This is a genomic window from Stenotrophomonas sp. 109824_Sma (assembly GCF_056480025.1).
The window spans coordinates 2,840,841-2,856,486 of record NZ_CM151078.1 but is presented as its reverse complement, the minus strand read 5'-3'; the positions used below and the strand labels follow the sequence as shown (position 1 = coordinate 2,856,486).

Here is a 15,646-nt window from a genome sequence, read left to right as displayed (position 1 = left end):
CATGCAGCCCTGGCAACATCTGTACGACCCCGCCGGCAACCTGTGGTTGTCCAGCCTGATCGCGCTGCTGCCGATCGCGTTCTTCTTCGTCGCCCTGGCCGTGCTGCGCATGAAGGGCTGGCTGGCCGGCACGATCACCGTGGCCATCGCACTCGGCGTGGCCCTGCTGTTCTACCGCATGCCGTTGACCCAGGCGCTGGGCGCGGCCGGGTTCGGCTTCGTCTACGGGCTGTGGCCGATCGCCTGGATCATCATCGGCGCGGTGTTCCTCTACAAAGTCTCGGTCAAGACCGGGCAGTTCGACATCATCCGCGCCTCGATCCTGTCGGTGACCGAAGACCAGCGCCTGCAGATGCTGATGGTCGGCTTCGCCTTCGGTGCCTTCCTCGAAGGTGCGGCCGGCTTCGGCGCGCCGGTGGCGATTACCGCGGCGCTGCTGGTCGGGCTGGGCTTCAAGCCGCTGTATGCCGCCGGCCTGTGCCTGATCGTCAACACCGCGCCGGTGGCGTTCGGGGCGATGGGCATTCCGATCATCGTGGCCGGGCAGGTCACCGGCCTGGACGCGTTCGAGATCGGCCAGATGGCCGGCCGCCAGCTGCCGTTCCTGACCCTCATCGTGCTGTTCTGGATCATGGCGATCATGGATGGCTGGCGCGGCATCAAGGAAACCTGGCCGGCGGTGCTGGTGGCCGGTGGTTCGTTCGCCATCGCCCAGTACCTGACCTCCAATTTCATCGGCCCGGAACTGCCGGACATCACCGCGTCGCTGGCGTCGCTGGTCTGCCTGACTTTGTTCCTGCGCCGCTGGAAGCCGGTACGGATCTTCCGCTTCGACACCGAAACCAGCGCCGAGGCGGCTGCACAGGCACTGGAAGCGCCGCGCTACAGCGTCGGCCAGATCGCCAAGGCGTGGTCGCCGTTCCTGATCCTCACCGCGATGGTCACGCTGTGGAGCATCAAGCCGTTCAAGTCGCTGTTCGCGGCGGGCGGCCCGCTGGAAAGCTGGGTGCTGAAGCTCCCGGTGCCGGGCCTGGACCAGATGGTGCAGAAGATGCCACCGATCGTGGACGCGCCACTCAGCTACGAGGCGGTCTACAAGTTCGACTGGTTCTCGGCCACCGGTACGTCGATCATCCTCGCCGCAGTGATCGCCATCATCGCGCTGCGCATGCCGGCCCGGTCGGCGTTGCAGACCTTCGGTGAGACGGTGCGTGAGCTGCGCATGCCGATCTATTCGATCGGCATGGTGCTGGCCTTCGCCTTCATCGCCAACTACTCGGGCCTGTCGGCAACGCTGGCGCTGGCACTGGCGCACACCGGTGACGCGTTCCCGTTCTTCTCGCCGTTCCTGGGCTGGCTGGGCGTGTTCCTGACCGGCTCGGACACCTCGTCCAACGCGCTGTTCTCGGCGCTGCAGGCCACCACCGCGCAGCAGATCGGCGTAGCCGACGTGCTGCTGGTGGCGGCCAACACCACCGGTGGCGTTACCGGCAAGATGATCTCGCCGCAGTCGATTGCCATTGCCTGCGCCGCGGTCGGCCTGGCCGGCAAGGAATCGGACCTGTTCCGTTTCACGGTCAAGCACAGCCTGATCTTCACCACGATGGTCGGCCTGATCACCCTGGCGCAGGCCTACTGGCTGACCTGGATGATTCCCTGAGCCATGCACGGTCAGCCGACCACCCGCTGCGCGCTTCGGGCCACAATGGCGCCATGAGCACGCAACGCATTTCGGACAAGGTGGCCGCGCAGCTGCGCGGCCTGGTGCAGGAACAGCGGCTTCAGCCGGGTGACCGGTTGCCGGCCGAGCGCACCCTGGCGGTACAGCTGGGGGTCTCGCGCACCGCGCTGCGCGAGGCCATCGCGCAGCTGGCCAGCCAGGGCCTGCTGACCGCACGGGTGGGTGGCGGCACCTACGTGGCCGAACCCGCGGCGCGCGCGCGGCAGGCGCTGGATGAACCGCTGGCGCCGTACCTGCCGCTGTTCCAGGGCGACCCGGAGTACCGCTTCGACGTGCTGGAGATCCGCCACGCGCTGGAAGGTGCCACCGCCTGGCATGCGGCGCTGCGTGCCACCGACGAGGACCGCACGCGCATCGCCCAGGCCTTCCAGACCATGATGGACGCGCACGGCAAGGACGACCCCACCGGCGAAGCCGAGGCCGACGCCGCCTTCCACCTGTCCATCGCCGAGGCCTCGCACAACCTGGTGCTGCTGCAGGTGATGCGCGGCCTGTTCGAACTGCTGCAGACCAACATCTCGCAGAGCCGCGAGAAGCTCTATACCTCGGCGAGGACCTTCTCGCCGCTGTCCGACCAGCACCGCGAGATGATGGACGCGGTGCTGGCCGGCGACCCCGAACGCGCGCGCGCCGCCGCGCATGCCCACCTCGAGTTCGTGCACACCACGCTGCGCACCCTCGATGACAACGAAGCCCGGCGTGCGCGGGCCTCGCGTCTACCTTCCCCACACGGTTGACCCCATGATCATCTCCGCCTCCACCGATTACCGTGCCGCAGCGCAACGCCGGCTGCCGCCGTTCCTGTTCCACTACATCGATGGCGGCGCGTATGCCGAGCACACGCTGAAGCGCAACGTTTCCGACCTGTCCGACATCGCGCTGCGCCAGCGCATCCTGCGCAACATGTCCGACCTGAGCCTGGAAACCGAGCTGTTCGGCGAAAAACTGGCGATGCCGGTGGCGCTGGCACCGGTCGGCCTGACCGGCATGTATGCCCGGCGCGGTGAAGTACAGGCGGCGCGCGCGGCCGACAGCCGCGGCATCCCGTTCACCCTGTCCACCGTATCGGTGTGCCCGATCGAGGAAGTGGCCCCGGCGATCCAGCGGCCGATGTGGTTCCAGCTGTACGTGCTGCGCGATCGTGGCTTCATGCGCAATGCGCTGGAGCGGGCGCAGGCCGCGGGCGTGACCACCCTGGTGTTCACCGTGGACATGCCGGTGCCGGGCGCGCGCTACCGTGACGCGCACTCGGGCATGAGCGGCCCGAACGCCTCGCTGCGCCGCATCGGCCAGGCCATCACCCATCCGCACTGGGCGTGGGACGTGGGCCTGTTCGGCCGCCCGCATGACCTCGGCAACATCTCCACCTACCGTGGCAACCCGACCGGGCTGGAGGATTACATCGGCTGGCTGGGCAGCAACTTCGATCCGTCCATTTCGTGGAAGGACCTGGAGTGGATCCGCGAATTCTGGAAGGGCCCGATGGTGATCAAGGGCATCCTCGACCCGGATGACGCGCGCGATGCGGTCAAGTTCGGCGCCGATGGCATTGTGGTCTCCAACCACGGTGGCCGCCAGCTGGATGGCGTGCTGTCCACCGCGCGTGCATTGCCGGCGATTGCCGATGCGGTGCAGGGCGACCTGAAGATCCTCGCCGATTCCGGCATCCGCACCGGCCTGGACGTGGTGCGCATGCTGGCGCTGGGGGCCGATACCGTGCTGCTGGGCCGTGCCTTCGTCTATGCGCTGGCCGCACAGGGCGAGGCCGGCGTGGCCAACCTGCTGGACCTGATCGCCAAGGAGATGCGCGTGGCGATGACACTGACCGGCGCGCGCCGCATCGCCGACATCGGTCGCGATTCGCTGGTCAGCCTGCCATGAATGGCCACGATGCCGTGCTGGCGCAGTTGCGCGACGCAGTCGGCAGTCGCCACGTACTGACCGGCGACAAGGCCACCCGCCGTTTCCGCCGTGGCTACCGCTTCGGTGAGGGCCCGGTGCTGGCGGTGGTGCGCCCGGGCACGCTGCTGGAGCTGTGGCGTGTGCTGCAGGCGGCGGTGCAGGGCGGCGCGGCTATCATCCTGCAGGCAGCCAACACCGGCCTGACCGGTGGCTCGACCCCGGATGGGAACGACTATGGGCGTCCGATCGTGCTGGCCAGCACGCTGCGCCTGACCGGCATCCAGCTGTTGAACGAAGGTCGGCAGGTGCTGTGCCTGCCCGGCGCGACACTGGACCGGCTGGAACAGACGCTGGCGCCACTGGGCCGTGAACCGCATTCGGTGATCGGCTCGTCCTGCATCGGCGCCTCGGTGCTGGGCGGCATCTGCAACAACTCCGGCGGCGCGCTGGTGCGTCGCGGCCCGGCCTACACCGAGCTGGCACTGTATGCGCAGGTCGATGCGCAGGGCCAGCTGCAGCTGGTCAACCATCTGGGCATCGCGCTGGGCGATACGCCCGAGCAGATCCTGCAGCGCCTGCAGGCGGGTGATTACCGTGCTGCCGACGTGGGTGACGGTGACGGCCGTGCCGCCTCCGATCCGCGCTACGCCGAGGAAGTGCGCCGGGTCGATGCCGATACGCCGGCACGCTTCAACGCCGACCCCAGCCGCCACTTCGAGGCAGCGGGATCTGCCGGCAAGCTGGCAGTGTTCGCGGTGCGCCTGGACACCTTCGAGAAGGAGGCGGCCGAGGTCTTCTATATCGGCAGCAACCGTACCGACAGCCTCACCGCGATCCGGCGCCAGCTGCTGACCGGCTTCGAACGCCTGCCGATTGCCGGCGAATACATCCACCGCGATGCCTATGACATCGGCGAGCGCTACGGCAAGGACAGTTTCCTGCTGATCGATCGCCTCGGCACCGCGCGTGTGCCGGCCGCGTTCGCATTGAAGAGCCGGGTTGACGGCTGGTTCGAGCGGCTGGGCCTGCGCGGGGTGACCGACCGGGTGATGCAGGTGCTGACCGGCCTGCTGCCCTCGCACCTGCCCAAGCGCATGGGCGAGTTCCGCCAGCGCTACGAGCATCATCTGCTGCTGAAGGTCTCCGCGCAGGACGCAGCGGAAACCGAGGCCTGGCTGCGCGGCTTCTTCGCCGACCACGAGGGCGGTTACTTCCACTGCACGGCCGATGAGGGGCGCAAGGCCTTCCTGCATCGCTTCGCCGTGGCGGGTGCGGCGGTGCGCTACCGCGAGGTGCACCGCGACCAGGTGCAGGACATCGTGGCGCTGGACATCGCCCTGCGCCGTGATGACGCCGACTGGTTCGAGCAGTTGCCGGCCGATATCGACGGCCGCCTGCTGCACAAGCTGTACTACGGCCACTTCCTGTGCCACGTGTTCCACCAGGACTACATCGCACGCAAGGGCGAAGACCCGATGGCGATCGAGCATGCGATGTGGGCGCTGCTGGACCAGCGTGGCGCCGAGTATCCGGCCGAGCACAACGTCGGCCACCTGTACCCGGCCAAGCCTGCGTTGGCCGGGTTCTACAAGCAGCTGGACCCGAGCAACACGTTCAACCCCGGTATCGGCCAGACGTCGAAGGCGAAGGGGTGGGGCAGCTGCGATTGCAGTGGGCATTGACGGATACAACGCGGCTTTGCTGTAGAGCCGAGCCTATGCTCGGCTGCTCTTCCCGACAGACAGCAGTCGAGCATGGCTCGACTCTACAAAGGTGAAGTCGAGCGAGCTCGACTCTACCGGGGCAGCGGTTACCATCGAAAGCCCAACCGCAGGAGCCGCCCATGCCCACCCTCGTTGCCCGCACGACCCTGTGCGCTGCATTGCTGGCGACCCCTTTGCTGGTGCTGGCGGAGCCCTCGATCCTGCCGCAGCAGCGTGACGCCGCCGGCAACGTGATGGAGCCATTGGGGCAGGTGCTGGAACCGAGCGGGCAGGGCGAGGCACGCATGCAGTACTGCACCCTCGATCGTGCCTGGTGCGTGCGGGTGCAGCCGGTGGCCGAGGACGGTGACCGTCCAACCTCGCTTGAGGTCTCTGAGAAGGTGGCCGGCGAAAGCAAACCGCATGTCTACCACGTCAGCATCGACGTGCCGCAGGAAAGCGAGCTGTCGCTGTGGCCGTGGATCGTGCGGTTGGCGCCGGGCGTGGGCAGCGATGAAGCAGTCACCGATCCGCAGCAGCGCGCCCGCCAGAACGTGCTGGTGGGCGGTGTCGTCAAATTCAGCGCGATGTACTCGGGCGGTGGTGCCGACGCATCCACGCTGCAGCTGGCGCGCGTGCGACATCTGCAGGAAGACATTCAGGTGGACGACGACGTGCTGACCCTGCCATGGCTGGGCAACGCGATGATCCGCGCCTGTTTCAGCGAGCAGGACATGAAGCAGCGCGCAGGCGCCTGCCACGACGAGTACGGGTTCTCGGCAAGGCTGGCGCTGGATACGGCCGCAGAGGGCATGCCGGTGCTGCGCTACCAGACGGTTGCGACCCGGTTCCCGGCGGGTGTTTCGCGCTTCGAGGATTCGCTGGCCAAGGGCCCGCTGAAGAAGAAGGACCTGCGCACCGAACAGGACCCGGCGTGCAGCTATACGCGACTGTTCCGCTTCAGCGATGGGGTATTCCACCCCGACCAGGCGTTGCCGGACTGCGCCGGCTATACCGAGCCCTGAACTGTAGCGTCGAGCCATGCTCGACCCTACAGAACCTCTGCCGCGCTTATTCGCAGCGGGTGGCGGTGATGATGTTGTCCTTGTCCACGTACACGCGCAGGCGGTCGTGGCGGATGTCCTTGGTTGTGATGGTGTTGGGGCCGATCGGGTTGACCAGGCCGGCACCGCTCTCGCTGGACAGGCGGCGGATGTTGGGTTCATTGGCCGGCTGGCCGATCGCCCAGCCGAGCTGGCTGGCGTCGCAGTGGCCGGTGCCCTTGACCTGCGGGCCCGGGGTGCTGACACAGGCCGACAGCAGCAGGGCAGAGGCCGGCAGCAACAGGGACAGACGGAATGCAGACATGCGAGCGCTCCTGCGCAGGGGAAGATGGCGGGAACGATAGCACCCGGCGCGCGAAAGGCGTCAGCGTCCCGGTCATTGCCGGCACAGCATGGTCATTGCATAGTGGGAGGGATGACTGGCAGCACGCCAGCGGGCAGGCCGGGCCATTCCGGTGCAGGTGCTGGATACGGTATGACGGCAGGCAGTTTCCGCGACAAGCGCAGGGCGATGATGGTACTTGCAGTGTCGGTGCTGGGCGTGGCATTTGCCGCCACCGCGGCCGAGCCAGTGCCGGCCGCAGCCGCGGAAGCGCCGGTGTTCGGTGCCTGGCGCAACCTGCAGACCGAGGCCGGCTACGCGCCGGCCCAGCGCAATCTGGCCTTCGCGATGCTGCCGCAGGCCGCGACCCGTGGCGATCGATTCGCTGTTGTGGACCGTGAGGGCAAGCGCGCGGTGTGCTGCCTGCAGGTGGCCAGCCCGTCGCTGGGCGTGGCCGCGCTGCGCGAGCAGTACCACCTGCCGCAGGCCTGGGTGACCGACCTGAGCAATGGCCGCAGTCCGGCGCGTCCTTACCTGCCGCATGTCTATGCGATGCAGCGGGTAGACGAACTGGCCGACTATGGCTTCGCCGATGTTCCGGGGGCCTACAGCGACCTGGGAGGGCTGCTGATTCCCGAAGGTGCCGCCCTGGAGGCTGATGGCAGCGCCGTGCGCCTGGGCGATGACCGTTACCCCCTGCATTTCCAGCGCCAGCCGCATGCCGATGACGATGGCGCGCTGGACCGCTACACCCTGCAGGTGGGCGAGGGCGTGGCGCCGATCGTGGTTGAAGTGCCGTTCGGCACCTACTGATTGCAGCACTGTACTGGCTAGAATGCAGCGCGGCGCCGTCTGCCGTGCCTGTTCCGTGAGTCGCCGCCGTGTCCCTGCGCCCCCTGCTGCTGTCGCCCCTGCTGCTGTTGTCCGCCTGTGCGAGCGCGCCGCCTCCGCCGCCGGCCCATTCCGATGCGCTGTGGCGCCTGATCGAGCGTGACTGCCAGTCGGCGGAAGGCCCGCGTGGCAGCTGCCTGCGGGTGGAGACCGCGGCCGACCGCCGCGACGTGCTGGTCAAGGATGCGCACGGTGACTACCAGTTCCTGCTGATGCCGCTGGACAAGGTCAGTGGCATCGAGAGCCACGGCCTGTACCAGCGTGGGGCACCCAACTATTTTGCGGCCGCCTGGCAGGCGCGCGGTCGTACCGAACAGGCCCTGGGCCAGCCGTTGCCGCGCAGCGTGGCCAGCCTGGCGCTGAATTCCCCGCACGGCCGCTCGCAGCACCAGTTGCATATCCATGTCGACTGCCTGCGCGCGGATGTGCTGCAGGCCCTGGATGCACAGGCCGGTGCGCTCGGTCCGCGCTGGTCACCGTTGCCGGTGCCGCTGCGCGGGCATCAGTACCAGGCCTATCTGCTGCCCGGTGCGGAACTGACCGCCAATCCGCTCAACCTGCTGGCCTATGGCCTGAGCGGCGTGGGCGATGTGGGCCAGTGGAGCCTGGTGGTGGCCGGACGCGATGACGTGCAGGGCGGCCCCGGCTTCATCCTGCTGGCCACCCGCGTGGACGCCGCCAGCGGCAACGATGCCAGCGGCGAGGAGCTGCAGGACCATGCCTGCACGGTCTTGACCGGTGCCGGTACGGCACTGGAGCGGGTGCGCTAGCCGACCCGCTGCTGGCAGCTGCGCCAGGCCGGCGCGGTCAGCGCCAGCAGCTGGCGGTCATGCCATCCCTCCGCATCCAGATGGTGGTCGCGCAGGATGCCTTCGCGGGTGAAACCGTGCGCCTGCAGTGCTTTGGCGAACGGAGTGGTGCAGCCCGGCGGCAGCAGCACGTAGATGCGGTGCAGGCCGACATCGTCGAACAGGAAGGGACACAACGCCTGCAGGGCAGCCTGCGGGTGAACATGCTGGTGCTGCAGTGACCGCAGCTCGGCACAGCGCGAATGCAGGGACTGCAGGCGGATGTGCAACTGGTCCAGCAGGGCGCCTTGGGTATCGTCGAATACACCGAGCACCAGCTGGTCGTTGTCCTCCTGCAGGCGCGAGCGATGAATACTGGCGAGGAACCGCGCCTCCTCATCGACGCCGGGGGGATGCCGCTGGCCGCGTTGGCGGCGATCGTCGAAGGCGCGCCAGCGCGGCAGGTCGGTGCGCTGGAACGAGCGGAGGGTGACCGGCGCGGCCTGCAGTTGCAGCAGGTGGCGGCGCAGGACTGGTCGCAACGGGGTGAGGTGGGTGTCGTGGGTACGGATGATCATCCCGGCACGATGGAAGCGCCGGCCGCGCCAGGCCATGCAATTCATTGCAAAAGTGCGGCCATGCTCTGGACCCGTCTGATTCGGTTCAGGCATAAGCCCATCAGGGCTGGTCATTTCCGTTGAAACCACCCATTCAGGACACTTTCGTTACGGGATCGTTATGTGTCGCACAGGCCACGGCTCCCCGTACCACCCGCCCACTCCTCCAGGAAGCCCATGTCCGCCTCCCACAAGGCGTTGCGCCCGCGTCCGCTGGTGCTCGCGCTGTCGTCCCTGATGCTGGTCTCGCTGCCGGCCTTCGCGCAGGAAAGCGCACCCACCACACTGCAGGAAGTGAAGGTCACCGGCTCGCGCATTCCACGTGCCAGTGTCGAGGGACCCTCGCCGGTGACGGTGATCAGCCGTGAGCAGATCGACGCGCAGGGTTACCGCAACGCCTTCGACGCGCTGAGTGCACTGACCGAGAACACCGGCAACGTGCAGGGCGAGGACTTCGGCAATACGTTCACGCCGGCCGCCAACACCATCAACCTGCGTGGCCTGGGCCCGAACCGCACGCTGGTGCTGGTCAACGGCCGCCGCCAGGCCGACTACCCGCTGGCCTACGAAGGCTCGGTGAACGTGGTCAACCTGGCCAATATTCCCAGCGCCCTGATCGAGCGCATCGAAGTGCTGGCTGCCGGTGCGTCAGCGGTGTACGGCTCCGACGCCATTGCCGGTGTGGTCAACATCATCCTCAAGGACCGCTTCGAGGGCGTGGACGTGAACGTGCGCGCCGGTGGCACCCAGCAGGGCGGCGGTGACAACCAGCGCGTGCAGGTGGTCGGCGGCACGTCCGGCGAGCGCTGGGACGGCCTGTTTGGTTTCGAGTTCGATGTGCGCAAGGCGATCCACGCGCGCCAGCGCGACTTCATGGATTCGCTGGACGATGACCCGGCCGGCAAGGCACCGCAGGCAACGGCGATCGCCTATCGGCGCAACGCGGCCACCGGTCGCAACATCGATCCGGGCGTCACTGGCTGCGACGCAGCGTCGGGCATCTATGGCGGCAGCGTGTTCCGCGCCAACAACCCGCGCCTGGGCGCGTACTGCGGCAGCAACGAGGCGGCCGCCAGCTACTGGACCGTGCAGACCGAGAAGCGCAACCTCAATGGCTACGGCCTGCTGACCTTCCATCTGGACGAGCACACCGACCTGTTCGCCGACCTGGCGGTGGGCAGCGCACGCATCAGCAACAACACCCGCGCCCCGACCTGGACGTCGTCGCGCAACTACTTCTACAACCAGAACACCGGCAACCTGGAGAGCTGGTACCGCCGGTTCGCGCCGGAAGAGATCGGGGGCCTGCCGCGCAACGCCAACCGGTTCCTGGAGAACTCGTGGTCGTTCAACGTGGGCGCGCGCGGCCAGATCGGCGACAGCGGCTGGGACTATGAAGCGGTCTACAGCCGGTCGCGCTACGAGAACCGCACCCGCCGCCCGGTGCTGCTGGCCGGCATCAACGAGTACCTGCTCGGCCCGCAACGGGGCGTGCGCAACGGCGTGGAGGTCTATGCGCCGGATCCGTCGCGCCTGTTCCAGCCGCTGACGCCGAACGAATACGAGGGCCTGTCCGGCTACCAGGAAAGCCGCAACGCGGCGTGGCTGCAGACCTTCAGCGCCAGCGTCAACGGTCGCCTGTTCGCGCTGCCGGGCGGCGATGCTGCGCTGGCAGCGGTGGTCGAGGCCGGCAGCCAGGGCTACCGCAACCGCCCGGACCCGCGCCTGGGCACCGGCGAGTTCTGGAACACAAGCGCCGGTATCGGTGCCGGCGGTGATCGTGACCGCTATGCGTCCGGCGTGGAGCTGCAGTTGCCGTTGTTGAAATCGCTGACCACCACGCTGGCCGGCCGCTACGACCAGTACCGCGCAGGCGGCGAGCACATCGGCAAGGCGACGTGGAGCTTCGGCGTCGAGTTCCGCCCGATCGAGAGCCTGTTGATCCGTGGCTCGGCTGCGACCAGCTTCCGGGCGCCGGACATGAACTACGTGTTCGCCACCGAGACCCGCGGCTACAACCCGGGCATGACCGACTACTGGCGCTGCCGCACCGCAGGCCAGTCGTATGACAACTGCGACTACAACGGCCTGTCGATCGACTACAGCAACCGTGCCAACGCGCAGCTGCAGCCGGAAACCGCCAAGTCCTATGGTTTCGGCGTGGTCTGGTCGCCGCTGTCCGGACTGGATTTCACTGCCGACTACTACGACATCCGCATCGACAACGAGGTGACCAGCCTCGATACCAGCCGCATCCTGCGCGACGAGGCCGATTGCCGCCTGGGCCGCACGCTGGGCGGCGAGACGCGTGATATCGGCTCGCCGTTGTGCCAGGACGCGCTGTCGCGGGTGATCCGCAATCCGTCCAACGCCACGGTGCAGCCGGACCAGGTAACCCGCGTGCTGATCAACCCGATCAACGCGGCCTCCGAGTCGGTGCGCGGCCTGGACCTGAAGGGCAACTGGCGCTTCGATGCCGGCCGCTACGGGCGCTTCACCACGCGCCTGGCCTACACTGTGGTGCTGGAGCACACGTACCGGCAGTTCTCCGATGACCCGGAGCGTGACATCCGCAACTCGCTGGATGACTACCAGTGGCGCAGCAAGGCCAACGGCAGCATCACCTGGAACCAGGGTGACTGGACCACCACGCTGTATGGCAACCGCTTCGGTTCGCTGCCGAAGACCGATGGCAGTGGCCGCATCGCACCGTACATGACTTACAACGCCAGCGTGTTCCGCCAGTTCGGCGAGAACCTGTCGGTCGGCGTGATCGTCAACAACCTGCGTGACAGCCGCCCGCCGGCGGACAGGAACGGAGGCGGCTGGCCGTTCTATCCGGTCGGCAACTACGATCCCTATGGCCGCCAGTACTGGCTGCAGCTGGACTACCGGTTCCGCTGATCCGGTTGGCAAACAGAAGGCCCGGCAATGCCGGGCCTTCTGCTGTGTCGATATCCGCTGCGATGGCGCGCGCTGGTCGCCTAGGGCAGCGCCTGCTGCAGGTACGACTCGATGACGTAGCTGAAGGGCTGCTGCTGGCGGTCGCGCAGCAGGGCGCGCACTTCCAGGATCACGCCGTGGTCGCCTTCACCGCGCGGGGGCCAGAACGTCTGGTCGGCCAGGGTCTGGCGCTGGAAGCCGAGCGGGCCGACCACGCGGCCGAAGGGTTCGTCACTGCTGTCCAGCACCTGGTTCATGGCTGGGCTGAGATGGCCGGGCAGGTACCAGTTGTCGGCCTCGGAGAGCACGCGGCTGCCACACACCAGCTGCACGCGGCGATAGCGCAGGTCGGTACCGGGTTTCGCGCCCAGTGCCTGCAGCACGTCGGCCGGTGCCGTCTTGTCCTGGCCGTGCACGCGCACCGCGCGCACCCGTGCCTGTTCGGCCAGGCCATGCTCGGCGCACCAGTGTTCCAGGGTGGCGGTCGCGCTCTGTCCGGACAGCACGCGCTGGTGCAGGCGCTCGACCAGCGCCGCCGGGGCGATGCGCTGTTGGCCAGGCGGCGCCTGCAGCGGCGCGGTGGCGGCCGCATCAGTGGCGGACAGGCTGGCGATCGGGGCAGCAGCCAGCAGGGACGCGGCCTGCCAGCGGCGGAGGCGATCGTGGCGGTCGGACGGGCCCATGCGGCATCACAACGGAAACAGGCGCCCATGTTACCCGTTCAGGCGTGTGCACGGCATGGCTGCGACCGGTTGTCGCAGGGGGAATCATCGTTCTGATGAATGTGTGGCATCCAGATATTTCGTTGGCCGATGGCGGTGCCGACGCGCAGGATGGCGGCCATGACTTGGCTTTCCGGGAGTTTCCGATGACGCTTCAGTTCGTCCACGGTGCGGTGGACCGCGCCGGCGCACCGCTGCATTTCCATATCCGTGAGGGGCGCATCCACGGACTCAATGGCGCTGCCGTGCCGGCCGAAGGGGCGGAAAGCGTCGACTTGCAGGGCTATGCCGTCCTCCCGGGCCTGGTTGATGGCCACATTCATCTGGACAAGAGCTTTGTCGGCGACCGCTGGCATCCGCACCAGCCGGTGAACAGCCTGCGCGAGCGGCTGGCGGTGGAAAAGGCCGCCGTGGCGGCCGCCGCGCCGATGGCGGACCGCGCCGAGGCCTTGATCCGCCAATGCAGTGGCTTCGGCACCGTGGCGATGCGCTGTCACGTCGATATCGACGGCAGCACTGGCCTGCGCCACCTCGAGGCCGTACGCGAGGCGGTGCTGCGCTGCGCCGACATCATGCGCATCCAGCTGGTGGCGTTCCCGCAGGCCGGGGTGATGTCCTGCCCGGGCACCGCCGCCGTACTGGAGCAGGCGCTTTCCGCGGGCGTGGAAGTGCTCGGTGGCATCGACCCGACCACGCTCGATGGTGATGCCGAAGGCCAACTGGCGCTGCTGTTCGGTCTGGCAGAACGTTATGGCGTGCAGCTGGACATCCATCTGCACGAGCCCGGTGAGACCGGCCTGGCCCAGCTGCTGCGCATCGCCGCGCGGACGCGGGCCGCCGGGCTGCAGGGGCGCGTTGCGGTCAGCCATGCCTATGCGCTGGGTGAAGTGCCGCTGGCACGCGCGCTGCAGGTGGCCGAGGCGCTGGCGACGGCGGGCGTGGCGATCATGAGCAATGCCCCGGGCGACCATCCGTTCCCGCCGCTGCGCGCACTGCATGATGCCGGCGTGCGCGTGTTCGCCGGCAACGACAACATCCGCGACTGCTGGTGGCCGTACGGCAACGGCGACCTGCTGCAGCGGGCGATGCTGCTGGGCTACCGCTCGGGCTTCTACACCGATGCCGATCTGATGCTGGCGCTGGACATGGTCACCACCCATGCCGCGCAGGTGATCGGGCTGCCGCAATACGGTATTGCCGAAGGCCAGCCGGCGACGTTCGTCGCGGTGCGTGCCGACCACGGTCCGGCGGCCGTGGCTGCAGTGCCGGTGGAACGACGCGTGGTGATGGACGGCCGCTGGCTGTAGATCCACGCCGTGCGTGGATGACTGTGGCCGCGCGGTGGTTCCATCCACGCATGGCGTGGATCTACTCACGACGCCACGCCACGCCACGCCAGTTCCGATTGCGCCGAGCCATGCTCGGCGGCTTCTCAGGCGTAATCGTCGGCGCGGGTAGCGACGAACTCTTCCAGCCACGCCAGCAGATGGGCGATGTCGATGACCTCACCCTGTTCGACGCGCTTGAGCAGCAGTGTGCTGGCGCCGATCTGCAGGCTGCTGTCGGCGTAGCGCAGCACCGCGTCGATGCCCCAGGCATCGGTGACCTGCATCCAGGCCAGGCCGGGCACGCGTTGGGCCAGGGTATCGCCGAACGCCACGCCCAGTGCTTCCCAGCCGTCGCAGTCGTCACGATCAATCAGCTCAGCATCGACCACCCGCTGCAGCGTGGTGGCCGCCAGTGGCCATTGCACCGGCAGCGTCGGGAAGCCGGCGGCCACGCGCGCGGCGATCAGCGAGCGCTGGTGCTGCAGGTGCGTCTGCAGGGCGGCGGGCAGGGGGTCGAAGCGGGCGGGGGTTTCGTCGGACATCACAAAGCGCCGTGGAGCACGGAAACAGCGCGCACTATAGGGGGCGACACGTGATTTCCGTGCGACAGGCGTGATCAGATGTCGATGATCAATGCGCGGATTTCATCCGTATGTGGCGTGGATCTGCAGTGCAGTGCTCAATCCGGTTCGCGCTGTACCTGCCGCCACAGCTCGCTGGCCAGCGCACGCACCGCATCATCGGCATCGGCGCGATGCAGCAGGCCGATCTCGTAGTTGTCGATCACCGGCAGGTCGCGCTCACCATCGATGATGCGGTGATCGCGGGCAACCGCACGGCGCGGCAGCCGGCTGATGCCGATGCCGTCGGCGACCGCACCCTGGATGCCGCTGAGCGAGGAACTGGTGAAGGCAATGCGCCAACGCAGGCCCAGCGCCTCCACGGCGTGGATCATCTCGTCGCGGTACAGCCCGCGGGGTGGGAACGTGACCAGTGGCAACGGGTCCTGCAACAGGCAAGTGCTGCGCAGGCTGTCGATCCAGTGCATCGGCTCGCGGCGGCAGTGCACCGCCTGGCGGCTGTTGCGCCGCTGCTTGACCAGCACAAGATCCAGTTCGCCGTGGTCGAAGCCGTGCGCCAGGTCGCGGCTGAGGCCGCTGCTGATTTCCAGTTTCACCTGTGGGTGGCGGCGGCTGAAAGCGGCCAGCATGCGTGTGGTCTGCGCGTTGACGAAGTCCTCGGGGACACCGATGCGCACCGCGGTTTCCACGGTGGCGCCCGCCAGCGCCTGTGCCATTTCCTCGTTCAGGTCGAGCATGCGCCGCGCGTAACCGAGCAGGGTGTGGCCGGCGTCGGTGGGGTGCACATCGCGGTGCCCGCGCTCGAGCAGGCGATGCCCGGCCAGTTCTTCCAGCCGGCGCACCTTCTGGCTGACCGTGGACTGGGTCGAATGCAGGCGCGTGGCCGCCGTGGTGAAGCTGCCGCAGTCGGCCACCATCACCAGCGCCCGCAGCAGGTCCAGTTCGAACAGGGTTCTATTCGATTTGGCACTGTCTTGCATTTGAACATTTCACTTCTGGATACCGAGGCCGACTTCTACCATGCAGGACAGGGGCCGGCAATGC

Annotated in this window: 14 protein-coding genes; 9 read left to right on the top strand and 5 right to left on the bottom strand. The window is 67.8% G+C overall.

Going from position 1 to position 15,646, the window contains the following annotated elements:
* The first annotated feature begins 1 nt into the window (after nucleotide 1).
* From lldP to ACZK1G_RS13530, 5 genes are all read left to right on the top strand, one after another.
* Nucleotides 2–1,660 (top strand): L-lactate permease, encoded by a 1,659-nt coding sequence (gene lldP / locus ACZK1G_RS13550; protein WP_101765676.1) that lies wholly within the window; start codon nucleotides 2–4, stop codon nucleotides 1,658–1,660.
* Nucleotides 1,661–1,713: 53 nt separating this feature from the next.
* Nucleotides 1,714–2,478 (top strand): transcriptional regulator LldR, encoded by a 765-nt coding sequence (lldR, locus tag ACZK1G_RS13545; RefSeq protein WP_012480578.1) that lies wholly within the window; start codon nucleotides 1,714–1,716, stop codon nucleotides 2,476–2,478.
* 4 nt (nucleotides 2,479–2,482) lie between these two features.
* The gene (gene lldD / locus ACZK1G_RS13540) at nucleotides 2,483–3,622 is read left to right on the top strand and encodes an FMN-dependent L-lactate dehydrogenase LldD (protein WP_010485059.1); all 1,140 of its coding nucleotides are present in this window, start codon (nucleotides 2,483–2,485) and stop codon (nucleotides 3,620–3,622) included.
* Entirely contained in the window at nucleotides 3,619–5,325 is a 1,707-nt protein-coding gene (dld, locus tag ACZK1G_RS13535) for a D-lactate dehydrogenase (protein WP_101765675.1), read from the top strand. Before lldD ends, dld begins: the two co-directional genes overlap by 4 nt.
* A 161-nt stretch (nucleotides 5,326–5,486) precedes the next feature.
* Nucleotides 5,487–6,371, top strand: coding sequence for a hypothetical protein (locus ACZK1G_RS13530; protein ID WP_049443346.1), 885 nt, complete (start codon nucleotides 5,487–5,489; stop codon nucleotides 6,369–6,371).
* A gap of 46 nt (nucleotides 6,372–6,417) precedes the next feature.
* Here ACZK1G_RS13530 and ACZK1G_RS13525 read toward each other — a convergent pair whose 3' ends face one another.
* Nucleotides 6,418–6,714 (bottom strand): hypothetical protein, encoded by a 297-nt coding sequence (locus ACZK1G_RS13525; protein WP_014037553.1) that lies wholly within the window; start codon nucleotides 6,712–6,714, stop codon nucleotides 6,418–6,420.
* 171 nt (nucleotides 6,715–6,885) lie between these two features.
* Between ACZK1G_RS13525 and ACZK1G_RS13520 the strand changes: the two genes are divergently transcribed.
* Both ACZK1G_RS13520 and ACZK1G_RS13515 read left to right on the top strand, forming a co-directional pair.
* Nucleotides 6,886–7,545, top strand: a complete 660-nt coding sequence (locus tag ACZK1G_RS13520; RefSeq protein ID WP_049443347.1) for a hypothetical protein — start codon at nucleotides 6,886–6,888, stop codon at nucleotides 7,543–7,545.
* Nucleotides 7,546–7,613: 68 nt separating this feature from the next.
* Nucleotides 7,614–8,393, top strand: a complete 780-nt coding sequence (locus ACZK1G_RS13515) for a CDP-diacylglycerol diphosphatase (RefSeq protein ID WP_101765674.1) — start codon at nucleotides 7,614–7,616, stop codon at nucleotides 8,391–8,393.
* Here the strand turns inward: ACZK1G_RS13515 and ACZK1G_RS13510 are convergent.
* Nucleotides 8,390–8,989, bottom strand: a complete 600-nt coding sequence (locus tag ACZK1G_RS13510; RefSeq protein WP_049443375.1) for a GNAT family N-acetyltransferase — start codon at nucleotides 8,987–8,989, stop codon at nucleotides 8,390–8,392. The two genes, ACZK1G_RS13515 and ACZK1G_RS13510, sit on opposite strands and share 4 nt — an antisense overlap.
* A gap of 216 nt (nucleotides 8,990–9,205) precedes the next feature.
* On the opposite strand from ACZK1G_RS13510, the gene ACZK1G_RS13505 reads away from it, so the two are divergent.
* Complete coding sequence (locus ACZK1G_RS13505; RefSeq protein ID WP_049443349.1) at nucleotides 9,206–11,932, top strand: TonB-dependent receptor plug domain-containing protein; 2,727 nt, start codon at nucleotides 9,206–9,208, stop codon at nucleotides 11,930–11,932.
* An 80-nt stretch (nucleotides 11,933–12,012) separates the two neighbouring features.
* Here ACZK1G_RS13505 and ACZK1G_RS13500 read toward each other — a convergent pair whose 3' ends face one another.
* The gene (locus ACZK1G_RS13500; protein ID WP_101765673.1) at nucleotides 12,013–12,654 is read right to left on the bottom strand and encodes a hypothetical protein; all 642 of its coding nucleotides are present in this window, start codon (nucleotides 12,652–12,654) and stop codon (nucleotides 12,013–12,015) included.
* A gap of 185 nt (nucleotides 12,655–12,839) precedes the next feature.
* Here ACZK1G_RS13500 and ACZK1G_RS13495 point away from each other — a divergent pair, with 185 nt between their 5' ends.
* Complete coding sequence (locus ACZK1G_RS13495) at nucleotides 12,840–14,000, top strand: amidohydrolase family protein (protein WP_101766416.1); 1,161 nt, start codon at nucleotides 12,840–12,842, stop codon at nucleotides 13,998–14,000.
* Between the two features lie 125 nt (nucleotides 14,001–14,125).
* Here the strand turns inward: ACZK1G_RS13495 and ACZK1G_RS13490 are convergent, their stop codons facing one another.
* Together ACZK1G_RS13490 and ACZK1G_RS13485 are read right to left on the bottom strand one after the other, a co-directional pair.
* A complete protein-coding gene (locus tag ACZK1G_RS13490; RefSeq protein WP_014037546.1) occupies nucleotides 14,126–14,563 on the bottom strand; it encodes a DUF3806 domain-containing protein in 438 nt (145 codons plus the stop codon).
* A gap of 137 nt (nucleotides 14,564–14,700) precedes the next feature.
* The gene (locus tag ACZK1G_RS13485; protein WP_478447582.1) at nucleotides 14,701–15,582 is read right to left on the bottom strand and encodes a LysR substrate-binding domain-containing protein; all 882 of its coding nucleotides are present in this window, start codon (nucleotides 15,580–15,582) and stop codon (nucleotides 14,701–14,703) included.
* Nucleotides 15,583–15,646 lie beyond the last annotated feature (64 nt).